Origin of the sequence: Noviherbaspirillum saxi, from assembly GCF_003591035.1 — a bacterium.
Lineage (GTDB): Bacteria > Pseudomonadota > Gammaproteobacteria > Burkholderiales > Burkholderiaceae_D > Noviherbaspirillum > Noviherbaspirillum saxi.
This window is the reverse complement of the sequence record NZ_QYUO01000003.1, coordinates 924,897-949,070: the sequence shown is the minus strand read 5'-3', so window position 1 is coordinate 949,070 and position 24,174 is coordinate 924,897. Positions and strand designations below refer to the sequence as shown.

At 56.2% G+C, this 24,174-nt stretch carries 20 protein-coding genes and 1 pseudogene; 5 read left to right on the top strand and 16 right to left on the bottom strand.

Annotation, left to right across the window (positions count from 1 at the left end):
• Nucleotides 1-5 precede the first annotated feature (5 nt).
• From D3871_RS27425 to D3871_RS27415, 3 genes are read right to left on the bottom strand one after another with little or no spacing between them, the layout of a single operon-like run.
• Nucleotides 6-1,133, bottom strand: coding sequence for a WD40/YVTN/BNR-like repeat-containing protein (locus D3871_RS27425; protein ID WP_119772236.1), 1,128 nt, complete (start codon nt 1,131-1,133; stop codon nt 6-8).
• Between the two features lie 49 nt (nt 1,134-1,182).
• A complete protein-coding gene (locus tag D3871_RS27420; protein ID WP_119772235.1) occupies nt 1,183-2,559 on the bottom strand; it encodes a DUF1329 domain-containing protein in 1,377 nt (458 codons plus the stop codon).
• 24 nt (nt 2,560-2,583) lie between these two features.
• A complete protein-coding gene (locus D3871_RS27415; RefSeq protein WP_119772234.1) occupies nt 2,584-4,311 on the bottom strand; it encodes a DUF1302 domain-containing protein in 1,728 nt (575 codons plus the stop codon).
• 428 nt (nt 4,312-4,739) lie between these two features.
• On the opposite strand from D3871_RS27415, the pseudogene D3871_RS31205 reads away from it, so the two are divergent.
• Together D3871_RS31205 and ampC are read left to right on the top strand one after the other, a co-directional pair.
• Nucleotides 4,740-5,158, top strand: a pseudogene (locus D3871_RS31205) (transposase); the annotation flags it as partial.
• A gap of 670 nt (nt 5,159-5,828) precedes the next feature.
• Complete coding sequence (gene ampC, locus D3871_RS27405) at nt 5,829-6,980, top strand: class C beta-lactamase (protein WP_119772233.1); 1,152 nt, start codon at nt 5,829-5,831, stop codon at nt 6,978-6,980.
• 6 nt (nt 6,981-6,986) lie between these two features.
• Here the strand turns inward: ampC and D3871_RS27400 are convergent, their stop codons facing one another.
• From D3871_RS27400 to D3871_RS27360, 9 genes are all read right to left on the bottom strand, one after another.
• Complete coding sequence (locus tag D3871_RS27400; RefSeq protein WP_119772232.1) at nt 6,987-7,292, bottom strand: recombinase family protein; 306 nt, start codon at nt 7,290-7,292, stop codon at nt 6,987-6,989.
• Nucleotides 7,282-7,551, bottom strand: a complete 270-nt coding sequence (locus D3871_RS27395) for a hypothetical protein (RefSeq protein WP_119772231.1) — start codon at nt 7,549-7,551, stop codon at nt 7,282-7,284. The genes D3871_RS27400 and D3871_RS27395 overlap by 11 nt, the downstream gene beginning before the upstream one ends.
• 52 nt (nt 7,552-7,603) lie before the next feature.
• Nucleotides 7,604-8,317: an ABC transporter ATP-binding protein gene (locus tag D3871_RS27390; protein WP_119768430.1), complete on the bottom strand. Its 714-nt coding sequence runs from the start codon at nt 8,315-8,317 to the stop codon at nt 7,604-7,606.
• Entirely contained in the window at nt 8,318-9,082 is a 765-nt protein-coding gene (locus tag D3871_RS27385; RefSeq protein ID WP_119768429.1) for an ABC transporter ATP-binding protein, read from the bottom strand.
• On the bottom strand, nt 9,079-10,380 hold the full coding sequence (locus D3871_RS27380; protein ID WP_233575555.1) for a branched-chain amino acid ABC transporter permease: 1,302 nt from the start codon (nt 10,378-10,380) through the stop codon (nt 9,079-9,081). The genes D3871_RS27385 and D3871_RS27380 overlap by 4 nt, the downstream gene beginning before the upstream one ends.
• A 5-nt stretch (nt 10,381-10,385) precedes the next feature.
• Nucleotides 10,386-11,333: a branched-chain amino acid ABC transporter permease gene (locus D3871_RS27375; RefSeq protein WP_119772230.1), complete on the bottom strand. Its 948-nt coding sequence runs from the start codon at nt 11,331-11,333 to the stop codon at nt 10,386-10,388.
• A gap of 94 nt (nt 11,334-11,427) precedes the next feature.
• On the bottom strand, nt 11,428-12,675 hold the full coding sequence (locus D3871_RS27370; RefSeq protein WP_119772229.1) for a branched-chain amino acid ABC transporter substrate-binding protein: 1,248 nt from the start codon (nt 12,673-12,675) through the stop codon (nt 11,428-11,430).
• 123 nt (nt 12,676-12,798) lie between these two features.
• Complete coding sequence (locus tag D3871_RS27365) at nt 12,799-14,442, bottom strand: fatty acid--CoA ligase (RefSeq protein ID WP_233575834.1); 1,644 nt, start codon at nt 14,440-14,442, stop codon at nt 12,799-12,801.
• A 195-nt stretch (nt 14,443-14,637) separates the two neighbouring features.
• Nucleotides 14,638-15,333 carry a type 1 glutamine amidotransferase domain-containing protein gene (locus D3871_RS27360; RefSeq protein WP_119772227.1) on the bottom strand — a complete coding sequence of 232 codons (696 nt, stop codon included), beginning with the start codon at nt 15,331-15,333 and terminating at the stop codon, nt 14,638-14,640.
• Between the two features lie 395 nt (nt 15,334-15,728).
• On the opposite strand from D3871_RS27360, the gene D3871_RS27355 reads away from it, so the two are divergent.
• The gene (locus D3871_RS27355; protein WP_199724975.1) at nt 15,729-16,709 is read left to right on the top strand and encodes an NAD(P)H-quinone oxidoreductase; all 981 of its coding nucleotides are present in this window, start codon (nt 15,729-15,731) and stop codon (nt 16,707-16,709) included.
• Between the two features lie 125 nt (nt 16,710-16,834).
• Complete coding sequence (locus tag D3871_RS27350; RefSeq protein ID WP_119772830.1) at nt 16,835-17,878, top strand: phosphotransferase family protein; 1,044 nt, start codon at nt 16,835-16,837, stop codon at nt 17,876-17,878.
• Nucleotides 17,879-18,026: 148 nt separating this feature from the next.
• On the opposite strand, the gene D3871_RS27345 is transcribed toward D3871_RS27350, so the two are convergent.
• On the bottom strand, nt 18,027-18,992 hold the full coding sequence (locus D3871_RS27345; RefSeq protein WP_119772225.1) for a glycoside hydrolase family 16 protein: 966 nt from the start codon (nt 18,990-18,992) through the stop codon (nt 18,027-18,029).
• Between the two features lie 427 nt (nt 18,993-19,419).
• Between D3871_RS27345 and corA the strand changes: the two genes are divergently transcribed.
• Nucleotides 19,420-20,400, top strand: a complete 981-nt coding sequence (gene corA, locus D3871_RS27340) for a magnesium/cobalt transporter CorA (protein ID WP_119772224.1) — start codon at nt 19,420-19,422, stop codon at nt 20,398-20,400.
• Between the two features lie 173 nt (nt 20,401-20,573).
• Here the strand turns inward: corA and D3871_RS27335 are convergent, their stop codons facing one another.
• The 3 genes from D3871_RS27335 to D3871_RS27325 form a co-directional block, all read right to left on the bottom strand.
• Entirely contained in the window at nt 20,574-21,614 is a 1,041-nt protein-coding gene (locus tag D3871_RS27335; RefSeq protein WP_119772223.1) for a VWA domain-containing protein, read from the bottom strand.
• Nucleotides 21,615-21,761: 147 nt separating this feature from the next.
• Nucleotides 21,762-22,460 (bottom strand): two-component system response regulator KdpE, encoded by a 699-nt coding sequence (kdpE, locus tag D3871_RS27330; RefSeq protein WP_119772222.1) that lies wholly within the window; start codon nt 22,458-22,460, stop codon nt 21,762-21,764.
• On the bottom strand, nt 22,457-24,151 hold the full coding sequence (locus D3871_RS27325) for a DUF4118 domain-containing protein (RefSeq protein WP_119772221.1): 1,695 nt from the start codon (nt 24,149-24,151) through the stop codon (nt 22,457-22,459). Before D3871_RS27325 ends, kdpE begins: the two co-directional genes overlap by 4 nt.
• Nucleotides 24,152-24,174: the final 23 nt, after the last annotated feature.

Below are 24,174 nucleotides of genomic sequence, written 5' to 3'. Positions count from 1 at the left end.
GCTATTCATTTCAACTTGGTGGTAGTGGAGGACACGATCGCATTGGCAGATATCTTCGCCACTCCACCCATGCCCGTATACGCGATACTTCCATCTGGTAATGCCGCCAAGCTCGTGATCATCGCGTTCGACGGTTTTCCGATCCGTTCGGTGTGCCCGCTTTGGACATCCACAGTAACCAAATCGCCCTCTGACGTGGATAGCACGAAGACATCGCATTTACTTACGTAGATTCCGCCGGTGTAGGTGCCGTTGACTGCTCGTGGAAGGGAGGACCAACTCATGCCGTCGTCGGTGCTTCGATAGATCGTTCCGCGCAGACCATAGGCCAACAAGCTTCGACCGTGACCAACCACGCCAAAAAAGCTGCCCTCATATCCTGTCCGAATGTCGTGGAACCGGCCTGCCGCCCGATTTAGCCGAAATAGCGTGCCCTTCTCTGCTGGTATGTAGACTTGTCGGTCGACCTCGTGCAGAGCGTTGAGGTGGAGAAAGCTGTCATTGTCGATCTTGTCCAATGCTGGCAGCCAGGTATTGCCGCCGTCGTTGGTCTCGATCAGGGTGCCGAAGGGGCCCACAGCGTAGCCACTGTTGGCGTCCCTGAACCAGACCCCCAGATAGGGCACCGACTGTCCCCGCTTGAAGTTGAGCTCGACCTGGGCGAGATAGAGCTGCAATCCCTTTTGACCTTGCTGGATCCGACGTGTGTAATGCTCTACAAGTGCATTTCCAGCCTTCCTGCCGTCGAACTGTTTGATCCAACTGCTACCCCCGTCAACACTATGGAGCACGACGCCGTCATGGCCCACGGCCCATCCTTTATTTGCGGTACGGAAGTGAATAGCTACGAGGTCACTTTGGACGGGTACGTCAGATTGTGTCCAATTTCGCCCGCCATCTTGGGAAACGAGGATAAGGCCTCGCATGCCGACCGCTACCAAACGGTCGCCGAGAGCATGCACGGCCATTAGCGGGCGCTGAGATGCTCCGTTGACGCGACGTGCAGGAACATCGAGTGAATCCTCAATGTCACCGCGAGTCGATACCAAACTCTGCGCTGCAGACTGGCGCGGCAGGCCGGCCAAAACGGGCAGGAGCGTCAACAGGGATAACAGACGGCGACGTTGGAACATGTTAGCGTGATCTCACAAACAGGGTGGGCAATAATTGTCAGCGGCACGGTTAGCGGACACCGGTGCCGGCCAGGCCCGAAGGGGTGAACAAGGCAGGCGTGTCCAATTTGTCATGCACGAAGATCTTGGGTGCGCCATTCGCAGTCGGGCTCAAGTAGGAAAAATAGCTGCCCTTCTGAAGATCATAGGTGCACGACTGCGCGAACATTCCACCGCCGATTCCGTCATAGTAGTTGAAGGTATAGGCGAGTCCCACGCGCCAGAGCTTCCCTTCCTGATCGAAGCCGTCAGCCTCGACGAGAGCCCATGTGTCTTCGTCAAAGTAGAAGACACGTTTGGAATAGGCATGGCGGGCGCCGTCTTTAAGGGATGCCTCCACTACCCAAACGCGATGCAATTCCCAGCGTACGGCATCGCCCTCTATGTGCTTGGTCCCATAGATCGCCTCGGCGGGCATCGTGGGGTATTTGTAGTTGTTATACGGGATGTAAAGTTCTTTGCGACCCACTAACTTGAAGTCGAAACGGTCCATCCGACCTCGAAAGAGTTGCAGTTCGTCCCAGAACAACACACCTCCGTTCTGGGCATAAGGCGTATCGTAACGATACTCAGGCGCCATGCGCACGCGTCGCTGGCCTGGTGTATAGACCCAGGATTGCTGGTCGGACGATGCGTAGTTGATGGGATAGTTTACTAGGAAGGCAGTACCTGCCATGGTGGGGGGCGCTGCCACCTGGGCCCAAAGCTTGCTGTACATCTCCCCGCTTCCTTTGTCCGCCAGTGCGCGGTCGTAGTGTGGATAGTAGGTTTTCGATGGCGTTGTCGGCAGTTGGCTCCGGTTGCCCGCCGCATCCACCAAGTACTGACCTGGGTTGTACACATCGATTTGGGTACGCTGGTAGCTCAACAGGTTGTTCCACATCACTTCCGTTCCGCTCTTGGGGATGGGAAACGGAATCCCGCCGAACGCCCCTTCGACACCATCGCCATCGACCTTGCCGGTCAGCTTCGCAGTAGTAGCGTTCTTTGCCGTATTCTGCAGCACCCAATCCGGGTAGTGCATCGTCCTATGGCTCTTGTACACGTCGATTCGGTAGGTCGGGAATCGTTTGAGCAGGGCTTGCGTACCCGGCGTCAGCTTGTCGGCATATTGGGCCATGTTGGCCGCGGTAATTTTGACGATTGGCTTCTCGTTAGAGAAAGGATCTGGCCAGACTCCGCTCTTTGGATCGAAGCCCACTGGGGGCTTAGTCAAGCCTCCAGTATAGGGTGGAATTGAACCGTCCGCATTGCCCGCCTTGATCGCACCGAAGGATGTCAATGCCTCCCCCAGCTGCTTTGCTTCTTCGTTGCTAACAGCGGACGTGGCCGGCCCGAAGTGCAACAGCAACGCACCTGTAAGAGAAAGGGTAATAAGTTTTTTCATTTCTTGTCTCCGTTATCGAGAAGGTCAGAACGAGGTCTGCGCGGTAAGCGAGATCCAATTCCGGTCATTGAGGCCGAAACCACCGTTGCCGCCGGAGTAAAGCGGCAGACCACTAGGCGTGGTTGTTACGCCATTGGTCCGGTAGTAGGCGCCGTTGTATGCGAGCGTGATGCTGGTCTTCTGGCGGATCAATGCCTTCAACCCAACCGAAAAGTTGTGACTCCCCTGGTAGATACCGCCCTCAAGTGAAGGCGAGTTGCCGTAAACACCAATCACGTCGCTGATGGGCGCACTGAGGTCGACGCCGGGGAATACCTGCAGCCACTGCGGTTCGATCTTGAAGGCGAACGCAACGTAATTGCGGGTGGAGCATCCATCCCACTTTCCGCCAACGCATCCAGCTCTGCCGACACCGTTATATAAAGCTTCGTTTGAGGTCACATCGCGCAGATGAGTGACGGCGAGCTCCGCAGCCAAAATGCCGGTATCCCACAGCGGCGTACGCGACAGCGGCACAAGGGCGTTGGCTACGATATTCAAAGTATTGCCCTTGGCGCCCTCTGTCTGGACCGGAACAGCAGGGTTGAAACCATTGCTGTTTAATGCGGTGTTACGTCGATACGAGAGCTCTAATCCGGTACTTACCTGACCGAGCGTTGTATCGACACTTACACCGAAGAGTTCGGCACCCTGGTTGTAAGCAAGGTGGTAGTCTGTCGGCAGGCCGCCCGGCCCAAAGTTGAACAAGGGTGACCACGGCTGCACTTCATCGAACTTTCGATATTGAGCGGAGACAGCGCCGTTCATGGAACTTGGAGTCCAAGCGAGCTTGACGCCAAAGTTGTTATTGCGTTTCGGCGGGACGTTGGCTCCACCAGCTGGGATGCTGAATGGGAAAAAGCTACCGGTTCCATCTGGAACAGCGCCAGCGAACATGCTCGACGGCCCTTGAAACAGAAAGTCGACCGGCCCGCGGAATGTCCCCCCCTCCGGCAGCCGATTACGCGTAAATCCAAGAAAGTACTGGGCCGATAGTGCGAGCTCCGGTGTAATCTGACTAGTCAAGCTCATTTGTTGGCGTGGAATGAACAACTCCTTCACGTCAGTGCCAGGAGACGACGCAAGCTTGATTCCATCGATGGCGCCCTGCGAATAGGACAATGCCTGATATGGGAAAAACATTGCGTTCCCCCAGTACTCGGTCAGCTGACCCAACTTTAGGTACGTCGGTTTGCCGGCAACCTCGAAGTTACTGAACAGGAACGCGTCAAGTAATTGGGCGCCCTGTACGTAGTAACGGTCAGTGTAGGACGAATATCTTCCGCCGGGATACGCTTGGATCGCGCTGTAGGGAATACCCGGTGCGTAAGTACCTGGGTTCGTCGCTGCATCGCGGTCGTACGCTAAATCCTTCCAGGCTGAGGCAGAGAGCCGCACGCCCATCCGTCCCTGATAAATAGCATTGAACTCGGTGAGGACAGAAGCTCTATTGGTGACAACATCGCCAGCATTAGGAAACTTATGCTCAGCCTGATGGAAGGCGGGATTATTACCAATCAGCGGGTTCACGTCCCGTACACGCGCCCCCAAGTTATATGTCAAGGTGTTGTCCCAGTTCAACTTCCAGTGGTCATCCGCGATATTCAATTCGAACGCCTGAACGGAAGCGGGCAAAAACATTGCCAGTATGGCCATACGCCACATCGCTTGGCGCGGCACTTGGATGTCGCCACAAGGTAAATCCGATTGCATCGTTGTCTCCTACCAATAGTTATATTTTCATGCCCTTACTGAGCCGCCCGATGTATTTGACATTTCGGTGCATTGATTCTCTCCAATGTTACTTTGAATGTCAAGCGTCCTGCCTGGGAAGTCGTGATCTCCTGACCTGACCTAAAAATTCAGGCCAGACGGAATTCGAGAGCGCAGCTACCCAGCCAAAGGGCGTCATGAGGGATAGCTGACACAGCGACGTGCTGTTCGTGAGGATTTTGTGAGTAGTCGACAAGCCGCTGATTGTCGAAGTAGTCAAGCGCTACGGTACGGCCGAGCAGAGTACCTATAGCTAGGTAAGCCGTTTGGCAAAATCAATGCAGGAGTAATGGACGCCCCTTCCCGAAACGCTATCGAAATGCCACAGTGGAAAAGTGCGATGGTCCACTAATTGAGAGGGGTACGAAATGCAGATTACAACAGTCGGGCTTGATCTGGCAAAGAACGTGATCCAGATCCATGCCGTAAATCAGCAGGGCAAGGTGATGCTCAAGATGGCATTGAAGCGCAACCACGTATTGCCTTTCTTCGCCAACCTAACACCGTGCCTGGTTGGCATGGAAGCGCGCAGCAGTGCCCATTACTGAGCGAGGAAATTGCAGACACTGGATCATACCGTCCGATTGATGGCGCCTCAGTTTGTGAAGCTTTACGTTAAGACGAACAAGCTGCCCGCGACGAATTACCAACCGTCCTGCGTCAGTTAGTGCAACGCCTGCTTGGGCATTTGAAGGAACTTGACCGCCAGGTCAGTGAACTGGAACTGCAGATCCAGATTTGGCACCGGGGAAACGCCACCAGCCGAAAATTAGCGCAGATCCCTGGCTTTGACCGTGCGCACATTCCTTTTGAGATCTGCTCCAGATATCGAATGCGCATCGAGATATGGAACCGGTCCAGGATGGGGGTTGCCGGAAACGGTAACTGGCGATGTATGCTCTGTACACCATTCGCACCGCCTGTAGTCATGCAGACCTTCGGCGTGGTCGAGCCAGAACAGGCCTGTAGCAGCGAAGCAAGGCGCTGCGCTATGGAGGCTACTTCACCACGCACACAAGCAAAGACGCGTGGCTTCATGCCAGGCGCACAAAGACGTCCGGTCAGTATCTCGAACGAAGCGGGCCGCGCTTCTTCCCTTCCCCGTACGAACCCACCGTCGATCGCGATAGGCCACTCGGCATCTGGAGATAACGCCTCGGCAGGCGGCAACTCGATGGCATCGACTCGAGCTCCAACCCGTAAAGTGCGATTTCGCACTGTCACATGATTGAGCTTTTCGGTACCATGCAGGAATTCCTGCATGATCGAGACCACCTGCCGATACGACATCTTCGCGGCCAACCTGCCTTGAAAGAGAAGCAGGTCCGGTACAGCCCGTTCAGGAATGATCTGTGACATCGGGCTGAACAAGCCTTCCAGACAGTCTGGCGGATCGCAAGGACTATCCTCCTTATACTTCTTGACCCGACAATACAAATCGAAGGTTTGCCCAAGCTATGCGACTGTTAACAATGATCTCAGCTATTACCTGCTTATTCGCGGCCAACAGCTATGCGGCCGGTGGGCGGGATCAGTCCAGGATCGGAGAAACCGTAGACAATACGATCCGCCCCGTCATGCATACTTATGATATTCCGGGCATGGCAATCGCTGTCACCGTTAACGGGAAAAGGTATTTCTACAACTATGGCATAGCGTCGAGGGAAAGCAAACATCCCATCGCGAGCAAGACCCTTTTCGAGATCGGGTCGATTACGAAAACGTTCACGGCGACGCTGGCGGCCTATGCTCAGGTCAACGGCAAGCTTTCCTTATCCGACAGTCCCGGCAAATATTTTCCATCCTTGCAGGGCAGCAGCTTTGACAAGCTCACCTTGCTCAACCTGGGAACGCATACTCCCGGTGGACTCCCGCTGCAAGTCCCGGACAATATCAACAATACCAACCAACTGATCGACTATTTCAAGGTTTGGCAACCCGCTTATCCGCCCGGCACGCATAGGACATATTCGAACCCGGGCATTGGGATGCTCGGCATGATTGCCGCCAAAAGCATGCAGCAATCCTTTGATGATGCACTTGAGAAAAAGTTATTCCCTGCGCTTGGCATGGTGAACAGTTTCATCAACGTGCCGTCAGACCGAATGAAGGATTACGCGCAAGGCTATACCAAAAAGGATGCACCGGTTCGCATGAATCCTGGAGTTCTGGCGTCCGAAGCCTACGCGGTGAAATCCTCAACGATCGACATGATCGGCTTCCTTGAGGCGAACATGCAACTGGCAAAACTTGACGCGAAGTTGCAGCGCGCGATAGACGAGACCCACAAGGGATATTTCAAATCGGGTGAAATGACACAGAGCTTGATATGGGAGCAGTATTCTTATCCTTTAACACTGAAAAAGCTGTTGGCAGGTAACGCCGATACGATGATCTATCAGCCTACGACGGTAACGACGCTAAGTCCTCCTCTACCACCACAGACGGATGTGCTGATCAACAAGACCGGATCAACGAATGGCTTTGCAGCCTATGTTGCTTTCATTCCTGCACAAAAATTAGGCATTGTGATTCTGGCGAACAAAAATTATCCGATTGATGCCAGGGTGACTGCTGCATATCACATCCTGACTTCCCTGGATAAATGATGTCCCTTATATCGCCGGCCTGATTCTTCGTAGGTAAGCACGCACGCTGGCCGTATACCATCGGGCGCCGTAGCGCCCTTTCACACCCTGACAGTTCAGCGCATGGGCAATCGATCCTAGCGATTCGCCGCGGGAGCGACGGCTGAGAATTTCTGCCGCAATGCCCGTCACCGTATCGTGCGGCGCATTCCGGGGACACATGGCACGAGTGCCGGCTTCCCTTCTGGCCTGACCTAGTGCGGCCACTTGCTGCGCACGCATGGCATCGGCCAGTGCAAGCATTTGATCGAGTAGAAATGCGCTATCGGACATGGGTGCTCTCCCCTGTTCTACCGAGAGAAATTTCGAAATCCGTTCGCCACGCTGCATCGTCAACGACATCATCCGGATTGATCGTCTTTGGATTGAGCGCTTCCAGAATACGTTGACTGACGCGCGCATTGTTCCCGTGCCAGTTTGCCCACTCGACATCCACCTTGGCGAGATCGGCTTGCAAGCGCATGTCGCGGCGCAAGGCATTCAACAGTGCTTCGAATTCATACGGGCACAGGCTTTCAATTGATGATTTCATTTTTCTTCGGTCGCTAATGGACAGGGAACGCAGGGTTCGAATCCGGCTGGACCTACACTTCGAGCCATTCCTTGCGGATGGCGGCATTGGCGCGCAAGTCGTCGGGCGTACCCTCGAACACGATCGCGCCATGGCCCATCACATACACCCGCTGCGATATCTCCATCGCAATCGCCAGCTTCTGCTCCACCAGCAGGATCGAAATACCCCGGTTCTTCAACGCCTTCAGGTATTCCGCCACCAGGTCCACGATCTTCGGCGCCAGTCCCTCGGTCGGCTCGTCGATCATGATCAGGTCCGGGTCGCCCATCAGCGTGCGGCACAGCGTCAGCATCTGCTGCTCGCCGCCCGACAACACGCCGGCTGCCGTATGCTGCCGTTCCTTCAGGCGCGGAAACATCTGGTACATGTCGTCCAGCGTCCAGCGCGGCTTCTTCTTGGCGCCCTTGCCATTCTTTTCGCCCAGGATCAGGTTCTGTTCCACCGTGAGCGTGGGAAACACGTCGCGGTTTTCCGGCACATACCCGAGTCCCTTGTACGCAATCTCGAACGCTTTCAGGCCGCTGATTTCCTCGCCCTTGAACTTGATCGAGCCGGTCACGTCGACCTGCCCCATGGTCGACTTCACCGTGGTCGAGCGCCCCACGCCGTTACGCCCCAGCAGACTGACGATTTCGCCTTCGCCCACCTGCAGGTCCACCCCGTGCAGCACATGGCTCTTGCCGTAATACGCGTGCAGGTCCTTGATTTCCAGTAATGCTGCCATTTATGCTGCCTCCGCCGGTGCATGGCCGCCCAGATAGGCTTCCTGCACTTTGTGATTGCCACGAATATTCTGCGGGGTGTCGCAGGCGATCACTTCGCCATACACCACCACCGCAATCTTGTCGGCCAGGCCGAACACCACGCTCATGTCATGCTCGACCATCAACAGCGTCTTGCCCACCGTCACCTTGCGGATCAGTTCCACTGCCGCATCCGATTCCGACCGGCTCATGCCGGCCGTCGGTTCGTCCAGCAAGATCACTTCGGCGCCGCCGGCAATCGTGATGCCGATTTCCAGCGCCCGCTGTTCCGCATAGGTCAGCAAGCCCGCCGCGGTGTCGCGCCGGCGGCGCAGGCCGATTTGCTCGAGCACCGCTTCGGCCCGCTCCTGCGCATCCTTCAAACCGTTCAGGCGATGCCAGAACGAGTACTTGTAGCCGAGCGACCACAGCACTGCGCAGCGCAGGTTTTCATACACCGACAAGCGGTGGAAGATGTTGGTGATCTGGAAACTGCGCGACAAGCCGCTGCGGTTGATCTCGAATGGCTTCAACCCCAGGATGCTCTTGCCGTTCAGCAGGATCTCGCCCGCACTGACCGGGAACCGGCCCGAGATCAGGTTGAACAGCGTGGACTTGCCGGCGCCGTTGGGGCCGATGATCGCAAAGCGCTCGCCCTTGGGCACACTCAGGTTGGCGCCGCGGATGATTTCCGACTTGCCGAAGCTCTTGCGCACATCTTTCAATTCAAGGGAATACGCGCTCATGCCGTGGCCCTCCGGATCTGTTCTTCAATTTCGCTATTCACTTCGCCCCACACGGTTGCAAATGATTTCTTGGTTTTCCAGAACGCCAGCCCGCCTGCCGCCAGCAGTGCCAGCGCAATGCTCCAGCCAGTCGGCGCCGCCGTATCGACCATGGTGCCAAACAGCTTCATTTCGGTGCCATTCACCGATTCCAGCGTGTAGTGGTACAGCATTTCGATGACCATGATCACCCCCACCAGCGCCACCAGCCCGGCCGCGCACATGGCCGCCATCTGCGGCCAGATGCGCTTGAACTTGCCGTACTTGGCCACGCGCAGGTTGAGCATGATGATGCCGGCCACACCGAACGGGGCATACATCACGATCAGGATGAAGAACACGCCCAGATACAGCTGCCAGGCCTTGGTGAAATCCGACAGCATCACGGTCAGGAACACGCCGATGATGGCGCCGATCATCGGGCCGAAGAAGAAGCCGACGCCGCCGATGAAGGTGAACAGCAGCACCCCGCCGGAACGGATCGCGCTGACGTTTTCGGCCGTGACGATCTCGAAGTTGATCGCCGACAGCGCGCCCGAGATGCCGGCAAAGAAGCCGGACAGGATCAGGGTCAGGTAACGCGCCCACTGGGTGTCGTAGCCGATGAACTCGACCCGCTCCGGGTTGTCGCGCACCGCATTGATGATGCGTCCCAGCGGGGTTTGCGTGAACGCATACATGCCGATGGTGGCGATGAACAGCCAGGCGGCGATCAGGTAATACACCTGGATCTGCGGACCGTAGGTGATGCCGAGAAACTTCTCGCCATACACCCGGTTGGTCGAAATGCCGCCTTCGCCGCCGAAGAACTCGGGGAACATCAGCGAGCAGGCGAACACCAGTTCGACGATACCCAGCGTGATCATCGAAAAGGTGGTGCCGGATTTCTTGGTGGTCACATAGCCGAACAGCATGCCGAAGAACATGCCGGCGATGCCGCCGACCAGCGGAATCATCGTGACCGGCATCCACATCTGGCCGGCGCTGGCCAGGTTCATCGCATGGATGGCAAAGAATGCACCCAGGCCGGAATACACCGCATGGCCGAACGACAGCATGCCGCCCTGCCCCAGCAGCATGTTGTAGGACAAGCCAAAGATCATCACGGTGCCGATCTGCGACAGGATCGACAGCGACGCGCCGGACTTGAAGAGCAGCGGCGCGATGATCAGCCCCACCGCAAACAGGCCCCAGATGATCCAGCGCGCCAGGTTCATCGGCTTGTACGTCATTGTTTTATTCATGGTCAAGGTAGTCATGTTCATTAGCCTTCCCGTGTTCCCATCAGGCCGCGCGGGCGGAAGATCAGGATCAGCACCAGCAGCAGATAGGGCATGATCGGCGCCACTTGCGAAATCGTCAGTTTCAGCACCGGGAAGCCGAAGGTGTCCGGCGTGACCGTGGTGCCCAGTCCTGCCAGCAGGGTGGCAAACGAGTAATCCAGCGCCACCGCATAGGTTTGCAGGATGCCGATCAGCAGCGAGGCGAGCAAGGCGCCCACCAGCGAACCCATGCCGCCGACCACCACCACCACGAAGATGATGGAGCCGACCGTGGCGGCCATGCCGGGTTCGGTCACGAAGGCATTGCCGCCGATCACGCCGGCCAGTCCGGCCAGCGCACAGCCGCCGCCGAACACCAGCATGAACACGCGCGGCACATTGTGGCCGAGCGCTTCGACCATGTCCGGGTGCGTGAGTGCAGCCTGGATCACCAGCCCGATGCGGGTCTTGGTCAGGACCAGGAAGATCGACACCAGCATCAGGATCGCGATGAGCATCATGAAGCCGCGATACATCGGGAAGGTGGTGGTGAACAGCGTGAACAGCGGACCGTCGAGTTCGGCCGGAATCGGATACGGCACCGCGGCGCGGCCCCAGATCAGCTGCACCAGTTCGACCAGCACGTACGACAGGCCGAAGGTGAACAGCAGTTCGGGAATGTGGCCGTACTTGTGCACCGAGCGCAAGCCGTAGCGCTCGACCACGGCGCCGATCACGCCCACCAGCAAGGGCGCCACGACCAGCGCCGGCCAGAAGCCGATCTTGACGCTGATCGCATAGGCGAAGTAGGCGCCGAGCATGTAAAAGCTCGCATGCGCGAAATTGAGCACACCCATCATGCTGAAAATCAGCGTCAGGCCGGATGAAAGCATGAACAGCAGGAGCCCGTAGCTCAAACCGTTAAGCAAGGTAATGATAGAAAATTCCAAGACGTACTCCTGTCGAATCCGTGTAACTTGTGTGGCAAAAAAATGGAGCGCACAATTCGCAACGATCGGCAACGATCGGCGCTCCACAAAAGCACTAGTTGTTAGACGGGCGTTTCATTTGACAGGTCGTCGGCTGACTGGCAACGAAGGCATCGAGTTTGACATCGGTCTTCCAGCCGTAGCCGGTGTTCTCCTGGTCGAACTTCACATCCTTGCCATTGAGCTTGGTCCAGGTCGCGATATACAGCGGCTGCTGCAGCTGGTGGTCGGACTTGCGCATCTCGACTTCGCCATTCAGGCTTTTTACTTTGATGCCTTCGAGCGCAAATGCCACCTTGGTAGGATCAATGGATTGACTGTCACGAATTGCCTTGGCAAGCAATACCATCCCGGAATATGTCGCCATCGTGTAATAGTCATCGTTGTACTTCTTCTTGAAGCCTTCGACGATGTCTTTGCCGGTGTAATTCTCATTGTTGGGGTTCCAGTACGCGACGTACTTGACCCGATCCGCACCGGCCGCCCCCATGGCGGTGGGGACTCCCGTGGTATTGCCGTAATAGGTATAAAAGTTTGCCTTGAGGTCGGCATCCTTCGCCGCCTTGATCAGCAACGCAAGGTCGGCGCCCCAGTTGCCGGTGATGACCACATCTGCGCCTGACGCCTTGATCTTTGCGATATAGGGCGAGAAGTCCTTGACCTGTCCAATAGGATGCAGGTCATCACCCACGATCTGGATATCCGGGCGCTTGCGCTTGAGATACTCCTTTGCGGCGCGGGTGACCTGATGACCCAGTGCATAGTTCTGACCGATGATGTAGACCTTCTTGATCTCCTGGTCCTTGGCCATGTAGGAAGTCAGGGCTTCCATCTTCTGGTCCGAGTTTGCATCAATCCGGAAATGCCAGAAGTTGCACTTGCTATTGGTAAGATCCGGATCGACGGCGGCGTAATTCAGGTACAGCACTTCTTTCCCGGGATTGCGTTCGTTATGCTTTGCTACTGCATCGGAAAGCGCCAGTGCAACGCCCGAGCCATTGCCCTGAACAATGTACCGATATCCTTGATCAAGTACCGTCTTCAATTGCGACAGCGATTCCTGCGGACTGGCCTTGTTGTCGAAGCCGACGATTTCAAAGGTATGCGCGCCTGCCCACTTCTGGTTGTTGGCGAGTTCGGCCGCGTATTGCCAGCTACGCATGAAATTCATACCGACTGGCGCGAAGGGCCCCGACAAGGGATCAAGAAACGCGATCTTCACGTTTTCCGCAAAGGTGGCAGGACCAGCAAGCGTCGTGGACACGAAAAGTGCGGAAATAAATCGATGGCGTAAAACTTTCATTGTTGTCTCCTTGAAGGGATATGTTTTCAAAAGATGTTTCGTCCCGATACATCGTCGAGACGTGTTTTGAGAGACTGTGCGTTTTTGCGGACTGAATCGGCAGATGGCTTTTCCGGAAAAGCCTTAATCCAGCTGATACTTATCGCGAAGTGCTTTCTTGTTTATCTTGCCCACGCTGGTCTTATCGATCGCATCGACAAAGAGAATGCGCTCGGGTACCGCAAATTTGGAAATCGTCCCTCGGATCGATAATTCCATCAGATGTTTGAGCAGTTCCATCTCCGCTACTTTCGCTCCGGCCCGGAGCACGATCAGTGGCAATGGCCGCTCGCCCCACTTGGCATCCTTGATCCCGATGACCGCCACCTCGCCGACCGATGGATGACGCGAGAGCAGGTTTTCGATCTCCAACGAGGAAACCCATTCACCACCGGACTTGATGACATCCTTCAGGCGATCGGTGACCTTCAGATAACCTTCATTGTCGATGACACCGATATCATTGGTGTGCAGATAGCCACCAGCCCACAGGTTCTCCGAAGCCTCCGGATTGTTGACATAAGCTTGCGTCAGCCACGGCGCGCGCACGACGATTTCTCCGGCTGACAGTCCGTCATGCGGCAGGTCGTGCATGTTATCGTCAACGATGCGCAGGTCGACCAGCGGTATGGGCAGGCCGGTCATCGTGCGAATCGACAGTTCCTTTTCCGGATCACCTGCCAGCGATGGCTTGACCTGGGACAGCGTAAGGATGGGACAGGTCTCGGACATGCCGTATCCGGTATAGACATCGATGCCGCGCTCGATCGCATGACGTGCCAATCCCGACGGTAGAGCAGAGCCTCCGATAATCACCTTCCATCCGCGCAGATCGGTTTGCGCCGCAGCGTCACTGCTCAGGAGCATGTGCAAAATCGTCGGAACACAATGCGAAAAGCTGACGCCTTCGCGGCGGATCAGTTCCAGCAAAAGCTCGGGCGCATAGCGCCCAGGGTAGACCTGCTTCAAACCCAGCATGGTGGCAACGTAGGGCATGCCCCACGCATGTACGTGAAACATCGGCGTCATTGGCATGTAGACGTCTTCCCGATGCACCCGTCCCTGCTGCGCGGCGCTGGCCAGAGCGGCTGTCGTCGCCAGCGTATGAAGAACCAGCTGGCGGTGACTAAAGTAGACGCCTTTCGGCAAGCCGGTCGTTCTCGTCGTATAGAACGTCGTCGCGCGCGTATTCTCGTCGAAGTCTTGAAAGGCGAAATCCGGATCCGACGCGGCGAGCAGGCTCTCATAGTCAGCCATGAAGCCAGAAGGCAGGGATGCCGTACCTGCGTCATCGAGCAGTATCAGCTTTTGAACGGTGGTAAGGCCGTTGCGGAGGGAATTGAATGCCGGGAGAAAGTCGGTATGAATCAACAAGGCCTTGGCGCCCGAATGATTCAATGTATAGGCGATCTGATCCGGCGTAAGGCGGATATTCACGGTCATCAGCACTGCGCCCATCATCGGAACCGCAAAATAGCTTTCCAGATAACGATGACTATCCCAATCCATGACGGCAACCGTATCGCCCGGTTCGATGCCCAATGACTGGAGTCCGCCGGCCAGTTGGCCGATACGATGACGCAAGGTCCGGTAACTATGCCGCACCTGGTCGCGGTAGACGATCTGCTGGTCGGGACAAACGGATAAGGGCGTATGCAAAAGCTGTTTGATCAACAGCGGGTAAGCATACGCGGAGCCGGAACAATCGATCGGCTTGGTGTTTGACAAAACTGTCTCCTTGATACGCGGAAGTAGTATTTCGAGTTGATGTCCAACAGGAGCGACTGCTTCCGGCGGGCTTCGCATGCCCCGAACGGTCGCCACTGATCGGATGGACAACTGTAGATCCCGGATGTATAAAAAGCAGCCCCTCGTTCGGGGAGGTCGGCGCGGCGCCCGCATGCGCGCGGGCGCCAGATATGGTTAACCGGCTGTCAACTGTCGTATGACGGCTTCGGCCACACCACGCGCGCTGGCCGGGTTTTGTCCGGTAATCAGCTTGCCGTCCTCGACGACATACGGCTCGAAGGGATTTTTTGCCTTGCTGTAAACCGCTTGCCGACGCAGCATTTCGTCTTCAAGACTGAAAGGCACCGCGGTATCTCGCTGGGCGAGCACTTCTTCGGCCCAGGTAAAGCCGGTGACTTTTTTCCCGTTGATCAGATAGCCGCCATTATCCAGCCGAACATTCAGCAAGCCCGTCGGTCCATGGCAGACTGCGGACACCACCTTGTTGTCTCTGGCAAACTCGGCGATCAACCTGGCAAGTTCGTTCGTGTTCGGGAAATCAAACATGGTGCCGTGACCTCCGGTGAGATAAATGGCGTCGTAATCGTCGACACTTACTTCGGAAATCTTTTTGGATGCCGTGAGCAGGTTCATGAACGTGCGGTCCTTGTAGCGCTTGCCTGTTCCTAGGTCGGCAAGCACTTCCTGGGTCAGGCTTTCGGGATCCATGGGGACAAAACCGCCAAGCGGGCTGGCGATATCAACCGCGATACCCGCTGCCTCGGCAACGTCCCAAAAATGCGTGAGTTCGCCGAGCCAAAGGCCGGTCCGATAACCCGTCTGGGCGTACTCTGCAACGCTGGTAGCGATTACCAAAATCTTCTTTGCCATAATTCTTCCTTTTACCGTTCGTATATGTTGGGACGCAGCCCCGAGGCGATGCGTCGCGGAAATGTGAGCCGGCGCGCCGTTTTCAGCCGTGGTTGACGCCGGTGTCAGCCGACCCGTATGCAACCATGCTCACTGCAGGGAAGGTGCGCGCGCGGCCGGAGAAAACAAAGCCCCCTCAATGGGGGGCAGCGATACGTACGCCAATAGCTCGACAACGAGCCGTCATTGCACCACTGGAAAAAATATCGTTCAGTCCCCCCGATCAGGGGGCGGCTTTTTGCTACGCCGGTTGATACTCTTGGCTCCGAGCTGATAACGAAACCTTTGCCGGGTCGCATCTGAATGCGTGGCCGACGACACAACCGAGGACCAGTACGATGACCATTCCCAACAGCATGACGTACATAGAACAGCATGGATTCGGCGACCCGGAAGTGCTGCAACCCGGCAAAGCGGCGCTGCCCGTTCCGGGCAACGAGGAGCTGCTGATAAAAGTAGCTGCTGCCGGTGTTAACGGTCCTGACCTGTTGCAGCGCAAGGGTAAGTATTCACCACCTGTAGGTGCGTCACCCATACTGGGCCTGGAACTGTCAGGGACGGTAGCGGCCGTCGGCCCCGGCACCAAACGGTTCAAGGTGGGCGACAAGGTATGCGCCCTTGCTCCCGGCGGCGCCTATGCCGAATACGCCGTCGTGCCCGAGCCGCATGCGCTACGCATACCGGAGGGACTGTCCATGATCGAAGCGGCCGGATTGCCCGAGACTTACTTCACGGTCTGGACCAACCTGTTTGAGCGCGGCAGCCTGGCTCCAGGCGAGACAGTGCTTATCCATGGAGGTACCGGCGGCATCGGAACAACAGCCATTCAGCTGGCAGTGGCTTTCGGCGCGACGGTGTTTACCACGGTGCCCGGGACGGCCAAGGTGCACGCGATCGAACGGCTCGGCGCGACACGTGCCATCGATTACTTGACCGAGGATTTCGTCGAAGTCGTGAAAGCGGCAACCGGTGGCCGGGGTGTCGATGTGATCCTGGACGTGGTCGGCGGATCGTACGTGGCGCGCAACATTGAAGTGGCTGCCCTTGATGGACGAATTGTGCAAATTTCATGGCTGACGGGATCAGAAATCAGCACCGACTTCTGGCCATTGATGCTTAAGCGACTTACCTGGACGGGTTCCACGCTACGTGCTCGAACGGTGGAGCAGAAGGCTGCAATAGCTCGCTCTCTTGAGGCGAATGTATGGCCGCTGATTGCATCGGGCAAGGTGAAGCCGCTTGTCCATGCGACGTTCCCACTGGCGGAAGCGGCACGGGCGCATGCGCTAATGGAGAAACAAGAACATATCGGAAAGATCGTGCTCGTGGCAGAGTAGCGCTTTCCCGAGGCGGGGATGGCGTGGCGGCTGCGGGATTGGCCTTGCCGGGAAAATCGCATATCTCGGCCATATGTCCGCATCCGCCGAATGCGATGGAATTCAAACTTCAATGGATAGCACCGATGAGCGATCATCACAAAGATTTTGCAAACGATGGCTTTGCGCCAGTCCGACTTGACCAGTTTTTACGATTGATGATTCCTACGCTGAGCGGCGAGATGACGCTCGACCGCATAGGCGGGGGGCAGTCCAATCCAACCTATTTCGTCACATACGACAATCGCCGACTGGTGCTGCGCAAACAGCCTGCGGGGCCGCTGCTGCCATCCGCGCATGCGATAGACCGCGAATATCGTGTGATGAAGCAACTCGGCACCACCGATGTACCGGTGCCGTCACTCGTCTTTTACTGCGACGACGTCGATGTTATCGGCACGCCATTCTATGTGATGGAACGGCTGGAGGGTCGCGTGTTTTCCGACTGCTCACTGCCGGACGTCAGCGCCTATGAGCGTAACGCAATGTACTTGTCGATGGCCGAAACCCTGGCCCAGCTGCATCGGGTCGACTGGAAAGCATGCGGGCTTTCGGATTACGGATCACAGGGCGAATACTACTCGCGCCAGATAGCACGATGGACACGGCAATGGAATCTCTCGAAAACGCGCAAGGTCCCGGAAATCGATTACCTTGCAGCCTGGCTCCCTATGGCAATTCCCGACAACAGTACGGTTGCGATCAGCCATGGCGATTTCCGCATCGGCAATCTCATGTTCCACCCAACCGAACCCCGCGTCGTCGGTATTCTCGACTGGGAATTATCAAGTCTGGGCGATCCCATGGCTGACTTGTCCTATAGCGCCCTTGGATGGTATCTGTTTCCTGATGAGTATATGGGCATGCGCGGCGCCGATCTCGATGCCCTCGGGATTCCATCCGAACGCGACTACCTGGCCCACTATTTTTCCGTTGCCGGCATTGAGCCGAGAATCGCAACATTCCACTATGCGTTTTCGCTTTTTCGTCTTGCGGTCATTGCCGAAGGTATCGCCGCAAGAGCAATCTCGGGCGCCTCGGTCTCGGAGAATGCACGCGACGTCGGCAAGCTGAGCGTGAATTTCGCGCGACGGGCAATGGAGATTATCGATGGTGAGGGAATCGCCTAATGTCCCGAGTCATATACGCAAGCGTGACCGACGCTGATCACGCGCACGAAAGATCCGGTCCGGCAGCGGCTTGTCCACCTGCCTGGCACTCAGGGTACAGCGGTATAAGTCAATGCTTTAGTATGCGATCCAGGCAAGGATGGCAATGCTATTTGAACTGCCACGCTTTCACGTAATTGATTTCAAAAGCATTGGACTCGCCTGTCGGCGTGGATTCATCAGGTTCGCTGCTGGCACTACCGAACCAGAGATCCAGTATGGGAAACAACGGATCTGAAACCGAAACCTGAAGCGAATAAACTTCCTTGCCGTCGAAGTAGAAGGTCGTTTTATTCGGTTCCCATTTGAGGCCATAACGATGGAACCCGGCGGACATATCGGGCGTTGCGACCTTTGTGTAGCCAGCCTGGTCTCCCCGATCGTTCCACACCACCGGCGCATACATCATTGGAACGGGAACGCCGTCGATGCCAGGTGCACCCCAAGGGGCGGCTCCACCGGGGTAGGCTTCGAGAATATCAATCTCGGGACGCCGACCATCTTTGTATCCCAACAGCCAGAATGCCGGCCAGACGCCTTTACCTTTGGGAAGCCTGGCTTCCATTTCAAAGTATCCGTATCGCTGTGAAAAGCGACCGTCGGTGTCGAATGTGCGGTCGAAAAATTCACCGTTAGTACCGCGTTCAGGCCAGATCTTGAGCGTGCCTTTTTTTACCGCGTAATTGGCGACTGCGATGTCGGCGTCCGTGCGCTCGGTATTCCAGACATTGCGGTCAAGGCCGGCGTCGAAGCTGTCGTGAAAAGTGAGCGTATACCGGCTGGAATCCTGTCCGGCGGGTCCATCCGAAGGCGGGAGAGTTACTGGGGAGGGCGATGAAGTACTGGAGGCTTGAGGTGAACCGGAATTTTCAGATGGGGTAGATGAAGGCGGGGCTGCTTGTGGCGGACTATCGGTTGTTCCGGATACTACGCTTACATGCGATAGCGCCTTCAATGACGTGGTGGGAATCAGTCCGCCTCCGTCCCCGACGGAACTGCCGCCGCATGCCGCGAGCAATCCGGCGGCCGCCGCAGACACCCGATAAGTGTTGATTCTCGTATTGTGTTCGATCATTAAAGCTTCTCCATTGTAAAAAAATGTAGTTCGATAGGCATGCCTCCTGTTAGTTCCGGCAACAATTTTCTATTTTCAGATAACTTCTTTGAATATGCTTCTAAAATTTAGATATGTCGCTTATCGCACTACTTGCAGGCTTGGATGGTAAGTGTGCCTGCCATTGCCGATGAGGCAGCACATGCCGCACACCGCTTATGTAGCATCCGGGCAATCCCAGGCTAGGTCGTTGGTGACGACCTGATCCGTGCGAAGGATGAACGCCGCGACCCGGAACCGTTTGACTTCGTAATCATTGGGGAAGCCTTTTACCTTAGTTGTTGCAAGGTACATTCAACGGGCTCTACGGTATGATGTCTGTACGTCAATTTGCCGGCGTCAACTTCAATCTACCGGCTACGCCCCGCTATCGCATCCCTAACGAATAATGAACACACTCTCCGCAGTCGTAAATTGCTCTGTCTACCGCAGCGGCAGAAAAATTGGTGATATCACGGTAGAAGACATCAGCGAGGTGTTACGCGAAGACGATACGTTTGTCTGGGTCGGTTTGCTTGAGCCGGATTTTGAACTTCTGCGAAAGATGCAAGAAGAGTTCAATCTGCATGAACTCGCGGTAGAGGATGCGAGAAACGCCCATCAGCGTCCTAAACTTGAGGAATATGGCGAAACCTTGTTCCTGGTCCTGCACACCGCCCATTTGTCTGCAGACACGATTCAGTTTGGCGAAACCCATATCTTTATCGGCCCGCGCTTTGTACTAACGGTACGGCATGGCGCTTCCAGCAGCTATAAAGGAGTACGGGAACGGTGCGAGCACCTGCCGGACCGCCTTGCCAAAGGACCGGGGTATGTGCTGTATGCCATCGTTGATTTTGTCGTCGATCAATATCAGCCATGCATAGATCATCTCCAGCAGCAGTTCCATACATTCGAACGAGAGCTATTCACACCAGGCGCCCAGAAGAATAATCTGCAAGACTTTTATGAGCTCAAAAACAAGCTTTTGATACTGCAGGCGGCTGTCTCACCGTTGATAGACATATGTACGCGGTTGCTGCGCTTCCATAGCGACATTATTCCGAAGGATATCCGCGTCTACTTCCGCGATATCCTGGATCACGTTGCTCGCGTGACTCAGGCGAGCGACCGCATGCAGGAAATGATCAATGCCGCTATGCAGGTTGCTCTTGCCCAGGTAACAATCAGGCAGAATGAAGTCGTCAAGCGGCTGGCGGGCTGGGGTGCAATTCTTGCCGTACCGACCATGGTATTCAGTCTGTATGGCATGAATTTCAAGTTTATGCCGGAACTTGAATGGAAATGGAGTTACCCCGCCATCATGGGAGTGATTGTAGCCGGATGCGTCGTTCTCTATCGACGCCTTCGCAAAGTCGGCTGGCTATAACAAGGCAGATCTGCATTCCCCAGTCACAGCAGTATCCATTGCAATTGCCCGTTCCGTTCTATGTCAACATGCCTTTGGTGCTCAACCGTGCCGAAACGGATCGGCAAGTCGGTGCTAGCCTAACGATGCGCTTTTAATCCGGCTTGCGAATATGCGTGCGGTAGTTGCTCAAGTTAGAAAATACGATTGAACCTTAGCATCGATAGCAGAGCAGCGATCACGGCTAGGATTGCTGCGGCGGCAACAAATAGTGCGGTAACCTCAAGCTCCTTTTTCTCGAAAAAGATTGTAGCGGTCACCTTGCTATAAGCTTTTGTCAGCTCCGCCTCGTTGCCGGCATAAAAGTATTCGCCATGAGTAATGTGGGCTATTCTTTGTAATGTGTCCTCGTCAAGAAAAACGCGCATGGACCAACCGCTTTCTGACACGATCTGGCCTTCGCGCGTACCAATGCCGACGGTAAAGATCCGCAATCCACGATCCGCAGCAACGTGCGCAACTTTTATTGGATCCGGTCCTGTCGTCGCCTGCCCGTCGGTCAACAGCACAATCGCTGCAGATCGGTATGAGCCTGGTGGCGCTGTTGTCGTTGGCGGTTTGATTCGCAGCGGCTCATTCGCCCCATTGTCCTTCTTCGGTTCAAAATCCGCAGTCCCGAGGTCCAGCTCAAAGGCCGGAAATATCGCCTTTAGCGAAATCAGCAAACCACTGCCAATCGCTGTGCCGCCTTGGAGCTGCAATCTGTCAATTGCCGTAAGCACTTCAGTACGATTTGCGGTAGGAGCTTGTACCAGCGCAGCGGTGCTCGCGAACGCAACCACGCCAATGCGTGTCGTTGCGGCCTGTTGCTCAACAAACTTACGGATGGCGGCTTTGGCAGCACCGATACGGTCAGGTGCAACGTCGGTAGCTTTCATACTGCCGGATACATCGACAGCAAGGATCACCGTATCGTAGCGAGCGGGAAGAGAAAGCTCTGTTGTAGGCCGCGCAATACCAACCAGCAACAATATGAACGCCATGAAAAAAAGGCATGGCGGCACGTGCCGTTGTAGCCAGGATGGTCGAGCGGTCAATCCTTGTTGGCTAACCAGACCGACATACTTGCTCAACTTCGATTTGCCAATATTCCGGCGATGCCACAGCATGACTCCTATGCTTAATAGAACAGCAATAGGCACCATCCATAGAAATTCGGGCCAAATGAAGCCCATACCAGTCTCCATAGAGCATAGCTAAGTTACTCGCATTTCAAAGTATCGCGCATACCAGATCGTGCTTTGATACGCGTTAACTAAAATTCGAGGAGAGCAAATAACACTGGTCCAATCCACCTCGACCAAAGACTGGAACGCTTCCCGCTAGTCTGTGACAAGTCGATATCCGACGCCGGTTTCCGTCAGTATATGTTTAGGCCGAGCTGGATCGTTTTCCAGTTTTTGCCTCAGGTGACCCATATATATTCTCAAATAATGGCTGCGCTCGGAATGGCCAGGACCCCAGACTTCCCGCAGTAATTGTGCATGGGTAAGTATCTTGCCGGCACTGCCGGCCAGGATGGCCAGCAACCGGTACTCGATCGGCGTCAGATGGACATCCTGCCCATTGCGGGTAACGCGGCGCTGTAGAAAATCGAGCGCCACGTCGCCAAAATGAGCTACCGGCTCCTCCGCCTGCGCACCGCCGTGCGCGCGCCTGCGCAAATGGACCCGAATGCGTGCCAGCAGTTCTGCATTGCCGAAAGGCTTTGTGAGGTAGTCGTCGGCGCCAACATCCAGCGCGTTGACCTTCTGCACTTCTTCGCCGCGCGCCGACAGGACCAGGATAGGAAGCGCGGTCCACGTCCGTAATTGGCGAATTACCTCGATTCCGTCGCAATCCGGCAGGCCGAGATCCAGGATGACCAGGTCAGGCGGATGTGCTTTGATATGCGCTATGCCTTGCCATGCGGTCTCTGCCTCGCTGACGTGCAAGTTTTCGGCTTCAAGCGTCATGCGCAGAAACCGTCGAATCTGCTTTTCGTCTTCCACGATGACGATGCGGACAGGCGACTCGTTCATGCCGCGGGACCTCTTCTGTCCGATTCCTGGACCTCCGCGACTTCCTCGCAAGCAGGCGGCGATCCCAACGGCAGCATGAAAACAAAGCGCGCTCCTTGGGTGTAAGCGTTGTCGGCCCAGATACGCCCGCCATGCGCCTGGACGATGGCGCGACAAATGGACAGGCCTAGTCCGGCACCGACCTGCGCGGGCTCCGGGTTTCCTCTCGCAAATTTCGTGAATATCGCCTCCTCCAGGCCTGCCGGCACGCCGCTGCCGCAATCTTCCACCGACACCACCACTTCATCGCCGTCGACGCGAGCCGCAACCCGGATCGGCGTCGCGGGCGTTGAATATTTGGCAGCGTTGTCCAGGAGATTGCAAAGCACCCGTTCAATCAGTACTGCGTCAAAGTTGAGCAGCGGCAGCCCCGGTGCGAGCGCCAGATCGATCTCGCGCGCACTCAGGGTCCGGGACAGTTCGCCCAGCGCGCTGCCCACGACTTCTTCCAGCATCTGCCATTGACGATTCAGCGTGACTCCGCCAGCTTGCAACCTCGCCATGTCAAGGAGGCTGGTCACCATGCTGCTCATCCGCAACGCCTCATCCTGTATCGCCCCTATCAGTTCCTCGCGTGTCTCCTGCGGCAGCTTATGCTGCGTTGCAAGCGTACTCGCTAGACCCACTATCGCGGTAAGCGGGGTGCGCACGTCATGGGAGATCGTGCTCAGCAGCGAATTGCGCAAACGTTCCGACTCCACTGTGACGAGGGCATCCTTCGCGACGTCAACGTAATGGACCCGCTCCAGGGCCAGCGCGATCTGTGCAGCGCAAGTCTGAAGGAGGCGTTGCTGTTCCGGCAGCAGCAATCGTCCCGTGTCGTCGGACATGACAGCGAGTATGCCCCTGGTATTCAGCGGCGCATGCAACGGCAGATAAAGCATGCGGCCGGATATTTTCATCTCGCTACCGGAGCGCGCTGCCTGCTGGCTGTCATAGACTGCCTGCGCGCTATGGAGGGCAACTAGCGGAAGCAATAAGCCAGAGGCATTTTCAGCGGTGCAAGGATGCAGTTTTCCTTGCTCGTCGGGCAGCAGCAGTGCCGCGTTCGCCTGGAACATGGTCTCGATATGACGCGTCGTGACTTCGATGACCTGTTCGTGGGTGAGGGCACCAGACAAGGCTTGGGCAAGTTCAAACAGTGCATGGGTCCGTCGCTCGCGATAATGCGCAATCCGCGCTTGCTGCCGCAGGTGGGCCGCCAGACTGCTGATGACCAGTGCCACCGAAAGCATGACGCCGAACGTCAAGAGATATTGCGTATCGGCGACGGTGAAGGATTGGTACGGCCGAACCAGGAAAAAATCGAATCCCAGGACCGCCAGCACCGAGGCGAGTATGCCTGCGTCACGGCCGAATCGCACGGCAACGAGAACCACTGCCAGCAGATACAACATGACCATGTTGGCGGGATCGAGCACGTCGCGAAAAGGAAGCGCCAATACCGTGGCAAGCGAACATGCCACGACGGCCCAGCCGAATCCGACCGAGCGCTCAGACCTGCTACGCAGCCCTGTTTCAGGCGAGATGCTTGTCAATTGGCTGGCCAGATCCTTGTCGATGCCGGTGAGTTTCGCAAAGCCGCTCCTCATCCGGTTCAGTGGTCGCCGCGCATCGCCCATCGACACAAAATCATCCTTTCTGCTGTTCATCGCGGTGCTAGCCTACCTTCCAA

Excerpts from the sequence above, each read along its gene's own strand:
- D3871_RS27425 (WP_119772236.1), bottom strand. The coding sequence starts at position 1,133 with ATGTTCCAACGTCGCCGTCTGTTATCCCTGTTGACGCTCCTGCCCGTT.
- D3871_RS27420 (WP_119772235.1), bottom strand. The coding sequence starts at position 2,559 with ATGAAAAAACTTATTACCCTTTCTCTTACAGGTGCGTTGCTGTTGCAC.
- D3871_RS27415 (WP_119772234.1), bottom strand. The coding sequence starts at position 4,311 with ATGCAATCGGATTTACCTTGTGGCGACATCCAAGTGCCGCGCCAAGCG.
- ampC (WP_119772233.1), top strand. The coding sequence starts at position 5,829 with ATGCGACTGTTAACAATGATCTCAGCTATTACCTGCTTATTCGCGGCC.
- D3871_RS27400 (WP_119772232.1), bottom strand. The coding sequence starts at position 7,292 with ATGTCCGATAGCGCATTTCTACTCGATCAAATGCTTGCACTGGCCGAT.
- D3871_RS27395 (WP_119772231.1), bottom strand. The coding sequence starts at position 7,551 with ATGAAATCATCAATTGAAAGCCTGTGCCCGTATGAATTCGAAGCACTG.
- D3871_RS27390 (WP_119768430.1), bottom strand. The coding sequence starts at position 8,317 with ATGGCAGCATTACTGGAAATCAAGGACCTGCACGCGTATTACGGCAAG.
- D3871_RS27385 (WP_119768429.1), bottom strand. The coding sequence starts at position 9,082 with ATGAGCGCGTATTCCCTTGAATTGAAAGATGTGCGCAAGAGCTTCGGC.
- D3871_RS27380 (WP_233575555.1), bottom strand. The coding sequence starts at position 10,380 with ATGACTACCTTGACCATGAATAAAACAATGACGTACAAGCCGATGAAC.
- D3871_RS27370 (WP_119772229.1), bottom strand. The coding sequence starts at position 12,675 with ATGAAAGTTTTACGCCATCGATTTATTTCCGCACTTTTCGTGTCCACG.
- D3871_RS27360 (WP_119772227.1), bottom strand. The coding sequence starts at position 15,333 with ATGGCAAAGAAGATTTTGGTAATCGCTACCAGCGTTGCAGAGTACGCC.
- D3871_RS27355 (WP_199724975.1), top strand. The coding sequence starts at position 15,729 with ATGACGTACATAGAACAGCATGGATTCGGCGACCCGGAAGTGCTGCAA.
- D3871_RS27350 (WP_119772830.1), top strand. The coding sequence starts at position 16,835 with ATGAGCGATCATCACAAAGATTTTGCAAACGATGGCTTTGCGCCAGTC.
- D3871_RS27345 (WP_119772225.1), bottom strand. The coding sequence starts at position 18,992 with ATGATCGAACACAATACGAGAATCAACACTTATCGGGTGTCTGCGGCG.
- corA (WP_119772224.1), top strand. The coding sequence starts at position 19,420 with ATGAACACACTCTCCGCAGTCGTAAATTGCTCTGTCTACCGCAGCGGC.
- D3871_RS27335 (WP_119772223.1), bottom strand. The coding sequence starts at position 21,614 with ATGGGCTTCATTTGGCCCGAATTTCTATGGATGGTGCCTATTGCTGTT.
- kdpE (WP_119772222.1), bottom strand. The coding sequence starts at position 22,460 with ATGAACGAGTCGCCTGTCCGCATCGTCATCGTGGAAGACGAAAAGCAG.
- D3871_RS27325 (WP_119772221.1), bottom strand. The coding sequence starts at position 24,151 with ATGAACAGCAGAAAGGATGATTTTGTGTCGATGGGCGATGCGCGGCGA.